Source organism: Phenylobacterium conjunctum (assembly GCF_042679085.1).
Classification (GTDB): domain Bacteria; phylum Pseudomonadota; class Alphaproteobacteria; order Caulobacterales; family Caulobacteraceae; genus Phenylobacterium; species Phenylobacterium conjunctum.
Genome location: NZ_JBHTLQ010000091.1, coordinates 1 through 8,967, shown reverse-complemented (window position 1 = coordinate 8,967; position 8,967 = coordinate 1). Strand labels below are relative to the sequence as shown.

Sequence of the window (8,967 nt, the reverse complement as noted above, 5' to 3'; positions counted from 1 at the left end):
CCTCGGCGGGCGGCGGCTGCAGGCTCGGGGGCGCGGGCGGCGCGACCGGGGCGACCTCCTGGGCGGCGGCGGCGCTGAACAGGGACAGGGCGATCAAGGGGGCGGCGACCACACCGCCGACGAAAGCGCGTACGACCATCTCGAGTCTTCCGAAACCAGGGATATCCGATCCTATCCATCTCGCCGGCCAAGGCGAGACGGATCCGAGTCCATGGCCAAGCTGCCGGCCCATTGTGTCGCGGTCGGGGCGCCGCCCTTGGGCGTGGCTAGGTGATCGCCGCCACTATCGCGCCCAGCGCCGCCACTAGGTCGGCGGGGGCGAGTTCGGCCTGCAGGCCGCGCTGGCCGGCGTTGACGAAGACGCGGGCATGGGCGAGCGCCGCCTCGTCGACCACGGTGGGACAGCGCTTCTTCTGGCCGAAGGGGCTGACCCCGCCGACCTTGAAGCCGGTGATCCGCTCGGCGTCGGCGGGCTTCATCATGGCCGCGCTCTTGCCGCCAAAGACGGCGGCCAGGCGCTTCATGGCCACCTCCTGGTCCGAGGCCAGCACGGCGCAGACCGGCTTGCCGTCCACCTCGGCCATCAGGGTCTTGAGCACGCGGGCGGGATCCGCGCCCAGGGCCTCAGCCGCCTGGAGGCCGACGCGGGGAGCGTCGGGGTCGTAGTCATAGGCGTGCAGGTCGAAGGCGACCCCGGCCTTTTTCAGGGCGAGGGTGGCGGGCGTGGTCTTGGCCATGGCGAGGCTTTTAGCGGTAACTTGCGCGCGGCGCACCGGAGTGCGAGACGAGGCCCATGAGTTCCTCCCCCGTCCTGGCCGCCGCGGCGGCCCTGGTGGCCGGCGCCTTTGGCGGCGTCTGGCCGGACACCCATGAGGCGCGCCTGGAGGCCTGGGCGCAGCTGCAGGCGTTCAACGCCGAGCTGCTCAGCCACGACAGCGCCACCCAGACCCTGCAGCACTGGTGCGACACCCACGGCAGCGCCCCCGGCCTGAAGATCACCGCCCGTCGGATCAGCCTGGACAAGCCGGCCGGCGCGGCCGAGCGGGCTGACCTGGGCGTCGGCGCCGACGAGCCCCTGCGCTATCGGCGGGTCGAGCTGGCCTGCGGCGAGCGGGTGTTGTCCCGGGCCGACAACTGGTATCGGCCCAGCCGCCTGACGCCGGAGATGAACCGGCTCCTGGAGACCACGGACACGCCGTTCGGGGTGGTGGTGAAGGGCCTGGGCTATCGCCGCCGCACCCTGTCGTCAGAGGTGCTGTTCCGGCCGCTGCCGGCGGACTGGGACACCTTGCCGCGTCCGCAGGAGACGCCGGGGGCGACCTTCGTCATTCCGCCGGAAATCCTGCGGCACCGGGCGGTGCTGTCGACGCCGGACGGCCAGGCCTTCAGCCTGGTGCAGGAGACCTACACCGACCAGGTCCTGTTCCGGCTGGCCCGGTAGGGACACGTTGGCGCTTGGGTCCGATGAAGGCCGCTCCTATCGGAGCCCTGCTCCTCATTTGTGAGACTGTTGCTTCAATCTGCGCCGTCATGGCCGGGCTTGTCCCGGCCACCCATGAACTCCGTGGCCGCAGATAGGATGAGGCGGCGCAGCCGCGCCCCGGCCTGAACCTCAGGCGCGTATGGGTGGCCGGGACAAGCCCGGCCATGACGGTCTAGGGGAAGGACGCGCCGAGGCCGTGTAGGCCAGAGGTCAGACCCCGACGCGGGCGAGCCGGCGGTGCAGGGTGCGGCGCGCGGCCAGGGTCGCCAGGCCCATGAGGCCGGTGATCGCCGCCACATAGCAGGCCGCGCAGTGTCCAGGCGCCGACGGCCCCTGGCCGCAGATCACCCCATAAAGGGCCGCGGTCTCGCGCATGTGGGCGAAGGCCAGCTCCGCCGAGACCCCAGCGGCGAACAGCAGCGCAAGACCCGCGAGAAGCAGGCTGTCCGAGGCGCGCATGGCAGGCATGGCCGATCCTTTCGTTTCCGGATTGCGGCGATAAGGCCAAAGCATGACGGTCGACGCCTTGACTTGAATCAAGGTCTCCTTATGGCGGCCGGCGCAAGAGCCGGACGTCTCTGGAAAAAGGCGTTAGGGGCAAATGCAAACATCATCTTCAAACGAAGGCAGGACACCGCTCGACGCGGCCATCGTCCTGACCTTCAGCTGTGTGGGGGCGCTGCTCGCCCTCCTCGCTGCGGCCTTCACGGCCGATCCCCTGTTCAGGTTCCACATGTATGTGTTCCTGATCGCCTTCGTGATCGCCGCCGGCGTCATGACCGCGGGGATCGGCGCGGGCCGTTTCCGCGGCGATCCCAAGTCCTATGAGGACGGGGTGGTCCGGGCCGGGGTCATCGCCACCATGTTCTGGGGCGTTGTCGGGCTCCTGGTGGGCGTGGTCATCGCCGCCCAGCTGTCCTTCCCCAAGCTGCTCTACTTCTCGGATTTCGGCTTCCTGAACTTCGGCCGCCTGCGGCCGCTGCACACCTCGGCCGTGATCTTCGCCTTCGGGGGCAACGCCCTGATCGCGACGTCCTTCTATGTGGTCCAGCGCACCTGCCGGGCCCGTCTGGCCGGGGGGCTGGCCGGGTGGTTCGTGTTCTGGGGCTATCAGCTGTTCATCGTGCTGGCGGCCACCGGCTATCTGCTGGGCGTCACCCAGAGCCAGGAATACGCCGAGCCCGAATGGTATATCGACCTGTGGCTGACGATCGTCTGGGTCGCCTATCTGCTGGTCTTCCTGGGCACGATCTGGAAGCGCAAGGAACCCCACATCTACGTGGCCAACTGGTTCTACCTGGCCTTCATCGTCACCATCGCGATGCTGCACATCGTCAACAACCTGGCCCTGCCGGTCGGGCTCTTGAACCACCGCAGCTATTCGCTGTTCGCCGGCGTCCAGAACGCCCTGACCCAGTGGTGGTACGGCCACAACGCGGTGGGCTTCTTCCTGACCGCCGGCTTCCTGGCCATGATGTACTACTTCGTGCCGAAGCGGGCTGAGCGGCCGGTCTATTCGTACCGCCTGTCCATCGTGCACTTCTGGGCCCTGATCTTCATCTACATCTGGGCCGGTCCGCACCACCTGCACTACACGGCCCTGCCGATGTGGGCGCAGACCCTGGGTGCGACCTTCTCAATCATGCTGTGGATGCCCTCCTGGGGCGGCATGATCAACGGCCTGATGACCCTGTCCGGCGCGTGGGACAAGCTGCGCACCGACCCGGTCATCCGGATGATGGTCGTCTCGATCGCCTTCTACGGCATGTCCACCTTCGAAGGCCCGCTGATGTCGGTCCGCGAGGTCAACGCCCTGTCGCACTACACCGACTGGACGATCGGCCACGTGCACTCCGGCGCCCTGGGCTGGGTCGGCTTCATCAGCTTCGGCGCGGTCTACTGCCTGGTGCCGTGGCTGTGGAAGAAGGAGAAGCTCTTCTCCGACCGCCTGGTCGAGTGGCACTTCTGGATCGCGACCACCGGGATCCTGCTCTACATCTCCTCGATGTGGGTCTCCGGGATCATGGAAGGCCTGATGTGGCGCGAATACACGCCGCAGGGCTTCCTCGCGAACTCCTTCGTCGAGACGGTCGCCGCCAAGCACGTCGAGAACATCGTCCGCATGACTGGCGGCCTCATGTACCTCGCCGGCGCGATCATCATGTCCTACAACCTGTGGCGCACGGTCCGCATGCCCGGCTCCGCCACCGAGACGTCCGCAGCGGCTAAGCCCGCCCTGGCGTCCGCGAGCTGAGGGGGCTTCCGACCATGTGGAAACATCACGCCAAGCTTGAGCGGCACTCCCTGCTGCTCATCATCGGGATCCTGATCGTCGTCGCCATCGGCGGCCTGGTCGAGATCACTCCGCTCTTCTACCTGGAGAGCACCATCGAGAAGGTGAAGGGCGTTCGTCCCTACACCCCGCTGGAGCTGGCCGGCCGCGACATCTACATCCGCGAGGGCTGCTATGTCTGTCACTCGCAGATGATCCGTCCCCTGCGGGACGAGGTGGAGCGCTACGGCCACTACAGCCTCGCGGCCGAGAGCATGTACGACCACCCCTTCCAGTGGGGCTCCAAGCGCACCGGGCCTGACCTGGCGCGGGTCGGCGGCAAGTACTCCGACAGCTGGCATCGGGATCACCTGATCGACCCGCGTTCCGTGGTGCCGGAATCGGTGATGCCGCCCTACGCCTTCCTGGCCAAGAAGGAGCTCGACTACCGCGACATCCAGGACAAGGTCCGGACCATGAAGGCCGTGGGCGTGCCCTACACCGACGACGCGGTGAAGAACGCCAAGGCCGACCTGGAAGCCCAGGCCGATCCCTTCGACGCCGGCGGCACCGCCCTGAAGAAGCGCTATGGCGACAAGGTCGCCCAGCGGGACTTCGACGGCGATCCCGAGCGCCTGACCGAGATGGACGCCCTGGTCGCCTATCTCCAGATGCTCGGCACCCTGGTCGACTTCAAGACCTACAAGGCCGAAGCCCCGGAGAACCTGAGATGAGCGGTCTGACCTACGAGACCGTGGCCAAGTTCGCCCAGCAGGGGGGGACCATCTACTTCGGTCTCATCTTCCTGGGCGGCCTCATCTACGCGCTGTGGCCCCGGAACCGCGAGGTGTTCAACCGCCTCGCCCAGATGCCCCTCGAACAGGAGGACCAAGATGTCCCCGCGTGAAACCGACGACGTCTCCGGCGTCGAAACCACCGGCCACGAATGGGACGGCATTCGTGAACTCGACAACCCGCTGCCCCGCTGGTGGCTGTGGACCTTCTGGCTCTGTGTCGGCGTCGCCATCGTCTATTGGGTGCTGATGCCGGCCTGGCCGGGCCTGCACGGCTACACCAAGGGCACGCTGAACAAGTCCGACCGCGCCGACGTGGCCCAGCAGCTCAATGAGCTGAAGGCCCTCCGCGGCGCCGAGGGCGCGCAGCTGAAGAACGCCTCCCTGCAGCAGATCGAATCCGATCCGAAGCTGCAGGCCTACGCCCTGGCCGTCGGCCAGTCGGTGTTCGGCGACAACTGCGCCACCTGCCACGGCACGGGCGGCGCCGGCGGCAAGGGCTATCCCAACCTACGCGACGACGTCTGGCTGTGGGGCGGGACCCTGGAGGATATCCAGCACACCATCACGGTGGGCGTGCGCTCCGACCATCCCCAGACCCGCTTCTCCCAGATGCCGGCCTTCGGCCGCGACGGGATCGTTCCCGCCGACCAGGTCAACGACCTGACGGAGTATGTGGTGGCCCTGTCGCACCGTCCGGCCAATGCGGCGGCGGTGACCCGGGCGGCTCCGGTGTTCCAGGCCAACTGCGCCATCTGCCATGGCCCGGAAGGCAAGGGCATGCCCGCCCAGGGCGCGCCTGACCTGACCGACGCCGACTGGCTCTATGGCTCGGCTCGCGCCGACATCAAGGGCCAGATCTGGAATGGCCGCGGCGGCGTCATGCCGACCTGGGAGCATCGCTTCGACCCAGAGACCATCAAGGCTCTGGCGGTTTACATCCACGCAAACGCGGCGGGTCAGTAGTGTAGATGACCACAGTCATAGACCGGACAAGGACGCCTGAACCCGAGGGTTCAGGTCCGGTTTCAGCCGCCGCCCGGGCCCGCAAGAAGGCCGACCCGGGCGGGGGTCTCTATAAGGCGCGGACGCCCATTTATCCGAAGCTGGTCCATGGGACCTGGCGGAACATCAAGTGGGCGCTGCTGATCCTGACCCTCGGGATCTATTACCTCACCCCCTGGATCCGGTGGGACCGCCCCGGCGGCCTTCCGGACCAGGCGGTCCTGGTGGATTTCACCGGCCGGCGCTTCTACTTCTTCTGGATCCAGCTCTGGCCCCAGGAGGTCTATTTCATCACCGGCCTGTTGGTGATGGGGGCCCTGGCCCTGTTCCTGACGACGGCCCTGTTCGGACGTCTGTGGTGCGGCTACGCCTGTCCGCAGACGGTCTGGACCGACCTCTACATCTATGTGGAGCGGCTGTTCGAGGGCGACCGCAACGCCCGCATGAAGCTCGACGCCTCGCCCATGTCCTTCAACAAGGCCTGGCGCAAGAGCGGCAAGCACCTGGCCTGGCTGGGCATCGCGTTCGGCACCGGCGGGGCCTGGATCTTCTACTTCCATGACGCGCCGACCCTGATCCGCACCTTCTGGGTCGGCCAGGCGCCGATGACGGCCTATGTCTCCTGCGCCGTGCTGACCGGCACGACCTATGTGTTCGCCGGCTGGATGCGCGAGCAGGTCTGCACCTACATGTGCCCGTGGCCCCGCATCCAGGGCGCCATGCTCGACTTCAACTCGCTGCAGGTCACCTACCGCAAGGACCGGGGCGAGCCGCGCGGCCCGCACAAGAAGGGCCAGGACTGGACCGGCCGTGGCGACTGCATCGACTGCAACGCCTGCGTCGTGGCCTGCCCGATGGGCATCGACATTCGCGACGGCGCCCAGCTGGAATGCATCAACTGCGGCCTGTGCATTGACGCCTGCAACGAGATCATGGAGCGCGTGGGTCGGCCCAAGGGCCTGATCTTCTATGACACCGATAACGCCGTGGCCCAGCGCAGCTGTGGCCAGAAGCCGACCTATCACCTGGTCCGCAGCCGGACGATCTACTACGCCGTGGCGTTCAGCCTGGTCAGCGCGATCATGCTGTGGGGCTTCCTGCATCGCCAGGAGATCGACCTGCACGTGCTTCGGGACCGCAATCCGACCTTTGTGCGCCTGCACGACGGCTCGATCCGCAACGGCTACACGCTGAAGGTCTCCAACCGCGGCTTCCAGACCCGCACCTTCGAGGTGGACTTCACCGGCGTGCCGCACGCCCGGCTGAAGACGCCTGGCGCGGCGGCCACCGACGGCGAGATCACCTTCACCGTCGAGCCCAACCAGACCCGCGCGGTCCGGGTCTTCGTCACCGGGGCGCAAGGCGACCTCGAGGACGCAAACCTGCCCGCCACCTTCACCCTGGTGTCCGGTGATCTTAAGATCGCCGCCAAGAGCACCTTCCTTTCGGGAGCGGCCAATCCATGAGCGACGCAACTCAAGTCCGTGGGGGCTTCCGCATCACCGGCTGGCACGTGCTGATCACCGTCACCGGGTTCTTCCTGCTGGTCTTCGCGGTGGACTTCTACTTCGCCACCCTGGCCTACAAGACCTTCCCCGGTCAGGTGTCGGTGACGCCCTACGAGGACGGCGTGGCCTACAACAGGAAGCTGGCCCAGATCGCCGCCCAGCGGGAGCTGGGCTGGCAGGCCGGCATCGCCCCCGAGCAGAGCCGGGCCCTGGAGGTTCAGTTCCGCGACAAGGACGGCCGCCCGCTGGAAGGCCTGACCCTGACCGGCAAGCTTGAACGCCCGGCCACCGAAACCGGCCGCCTGACGCCGAAGTTCCGCGCCATCGCGCCAGGCTACTACCAGGCCGACATCACCCCGGCCTCCGGCGCCTGGGACGTGTCGGTCACCGCTCGCGACAAGGACGGCCATGTGTTCGAGGCCGAACGGCGTGTCACATGGCCCTGACCTATGACACTGTCGCCGGCGCGGGCCCGGACCTCAGCGCCTTCCTGAAGCCCCGTGAAGGCGGGGCCAAGGGGATCGACCTGCTGGTCCAGGGCGCCCGCTGCGCCAACTGCATGGCTAAGATCGAGAAGGGCGTCGCCGCCCTGCCCGACGTGGAGGCCGCGCGGCTGAACCTGACCAGCGGCAAGCTGACCGTCACCTTCCGGACCGGCGCCGTGGCCAATCCCGGCGCGGTGCTGACCACGGTCGAGGGCCTGGGTTACTCAGCCACGCCGTTTGATCCCGGCGCGGCGGTGGAGGCCCACGACCGCGAGGGCCGCCGCCTGGCCCTGGCGCTCGGCGTCGCCGCCTTCGGGGCCGGCAACGCCATGATGTTCTCGGTGCCGCTCTGGGCCGGCCTGTTCGGCCAGGAGCTGGGTCCGGCCACGCGCACCATGATGCAGTGGTGGAGCGCCCTGATCGGCGCGCCCTGCGCCCTCTATGCCGGCATGCCGTTCTTCCAGTCGGCCTGGCGCTCGCTGAAGGTCGGCCGGGCCAATATGGACGTGCCGATCTCCATCGGCGTGCTGCTGACCCTGGCGATCAGCTTCGTAGAGACCCTGCTGCACGGCCGTGACGCCTATTTCGACGCCGCCGTCTCGCTGCTGTTCCTGCTGCTGATCGGCCGGTGGCTGGACCACCAGCTGCGCGCCAAGGCCCGCAGCGCCGCCGCTGACCTGCTGGCGCTCCAGGCCCCCTATGCGGTGGTGCTGGACGAGGCCGGCCACGAGCAGCGCAAGCCCCTGGCCGAGGTGGCCGTTGGCGACCGCCTGATCGTGCGTCCCGGCGAGCGCGTGCCCGTCGATGCGGTGGTCGAGGCCGGCAGCGCCGAGCTGGACAACGCCCTCCTGACCGGCGAGACCCGGCCCGAGCCCGTGGCGGCCGGGTCGCGGATCCAGGCCGGGGCGCTGAACCTGACCGGCGTGCTGACCCTGCGGGCCACGGTGAAGTCCGAGGACTCCGCCGTCGCCGCCATCGCCCGCCTGGTGGAGGCCGGGACCCAGTCGCGCTCGCTCTATGTGCGCCTGGCCGACAAGGCCGCCGCCATCTATGTGCCCGTGGTCCACACCGCCGCGGCCCTGACCTTTGTCGCGGGCTGGGCGCTGGGCCTTGGGCCGCGCGAGGCCCTGCTGCGGGCCGTGGCCGTGCTGATCATCACCTGTCCCTGTGCGCTCGGCCTCGCGGTCCCGGCGGTGCAGATCAACGCCTCCGGCGGCCTGTTCCGCCGCGGGGTGCTGGTGAAGTCGGGCGCGGCGCTGGAGCGCCTGGCCGAGATCGACCATGTGGTGTTCGACAAGACCGGCGTGCTGACCGAAGGCCGCCCGCACCTGATCGAGGCCCCTGCCGGCCTGGTGGCCCTGGCCGCGCCCCTGGCGCGGGCCTCGGCCCACCCGCTGGCGCGCGCCCTGGCGGCCGAGGC

Annotated in this window: 10 protein-coding genes; 8 read left to right on the top strand and 2 right to left on the bottom strand. The window is 68.4% G+C overall.

Features of this window, described 5'->3' with window-relative positions:
* Positions 1-266 precede the first annotated feature (266 nt).
* Complete coding sequence (gene ybaK, locus ACFQ27_RS20175; RefSeq protein WP_377354830.1) at positions 267-737, bottom strand: Cys-tRNA(Pro) deacylase; 471 nt, start codon at positions 735-737, stop codon at positions 267-269.
* Positions 738-793: 56 nt separating this feature from the next.
* On the opposite strand from ybaK, the gene ACFQ27_RS20170 reads away from it, so the two are divergent.
* Entirely contained in the window at positions 794-1,441 is a 648-nt protein-coding gene (locus ACFQ27_RS20170; RefSeq protein WP_374343398.1) for a hypothetical protein, read from the top strand.
* Between the two features lie 252 nt (positions 1,442-1,693).
* Here the strand turns inward: ACFQ27_RS20170 and ACFQ27_RS20165 are convergent, their stop codons facing one another.
* The gene (locus ACFQ27_RS20165; RefSeq protein ID WP_374343396.1) at positions 1,694-1,951 is read right to left on the bottom strand and encodes a hypothetical protein; all 258 of its coding nucleotides are present in this window, start codon (positions 1,949-1,951) and stop codon (positions 1,694-1,696) included.
* Between the two features lie 133 nt (positions 1,952-2,084).
* On the opposite strand from ACFQ27_RS20165, the gene ccoN reads away from it, so the two are divergent.
* The 7 genes from ccoN to ACFQ27_RS20130 form a co-directional block, all read left to right on the top strand.
* Positions 2,085-3,737 carry a cytochrome-c oxidase, cbb3-type subunit I gene (ccoN, locus tag ACFQ27_RS20160; protein WP_374343394.1) on the top strand — a complete coding sequence of 551 codons (1,653 nt, stop codon included), beginning with the start codon at positions 2,085-2,087 and terminating at the stop codon, positions 3,735-3,737.
* A 14-nt stretch (positions 3,738-3,751) separates the two neighbouring features.
* On the top strand, positions 3,752-4,489 hold the full coding sequence (gene ccoO, locus ACFQ27_RS20155; RefSeq protein WP_374343392.1) for a cytochrome-c oxidase, cbb3-type subunit II: 738 nt from the start codon (positions 3,752-3,754) through the stop codon (positions 4,487-4,489).
* Positions 4,486-4,662, top strand: coding sequence for a cbb3-type cytochrome c oxidase subunit 3 (locus ACFQ27_RS20150; RefSeq protein WP_374343390.1), 177 nt, complete (start codon positions 4,486-4,488; stop codon positions 4,660-4,662). The genes ccoO and ACFQ27_RS20150 overlap by 4 nt, the downstream gene beginning before the upstream one ends.
* Positions 4,649-5,515, top strand: a complete 867-nt coding sequence (gene ccoP, locus ACFQ27_RS20145) for a cytochrome-c oxidase, cbb3-type subunit III (RefSeq protein ID WP_374343388.1) — start codon at positions 4,649-4,651, stop codon at positions 5,513-5,515. Before ACFQ27_RS20150 ends, ccoP begins: the two co-directional genes overlap by 14 nt.
* Before the next feature lie 5 nt (positions 5,516-5,520).
* A complete protein-coding gene (gene ccoG, locus ACFQ27_RS20140) occupies positions 5,521-7,020 on the top strand; it encodes a cytochrome c oxidase accessory protein CcoG (protein ID WP_377354829.1) in 1,500 nt (499 codons plus the stop codon).
* Entirely contained in the window at positions 7,017-7,508 is a 492-nt protein-coding gene (locus ACFQ27_RS20135) for a FixH family protein (RefSeq protein ID WP_374343384.1), read from the top strand. The genes ccoG and ACFQ27_RS20135 overlap by 4 nt, the downstream gene beginning before the upstream one ends.
* The coding region (locus ACFQ27_RS20130; RefSeq protein WP_377354828.1) for a heavy metal translocating P-type ATPase at positions 7,499-8,967 on the top strand (1,469 nt) is incomplete at its 3' end. The genes ACFQ27_RS20135 and ACFQ27_RS20130, both read left to right, overlap by 10 nt.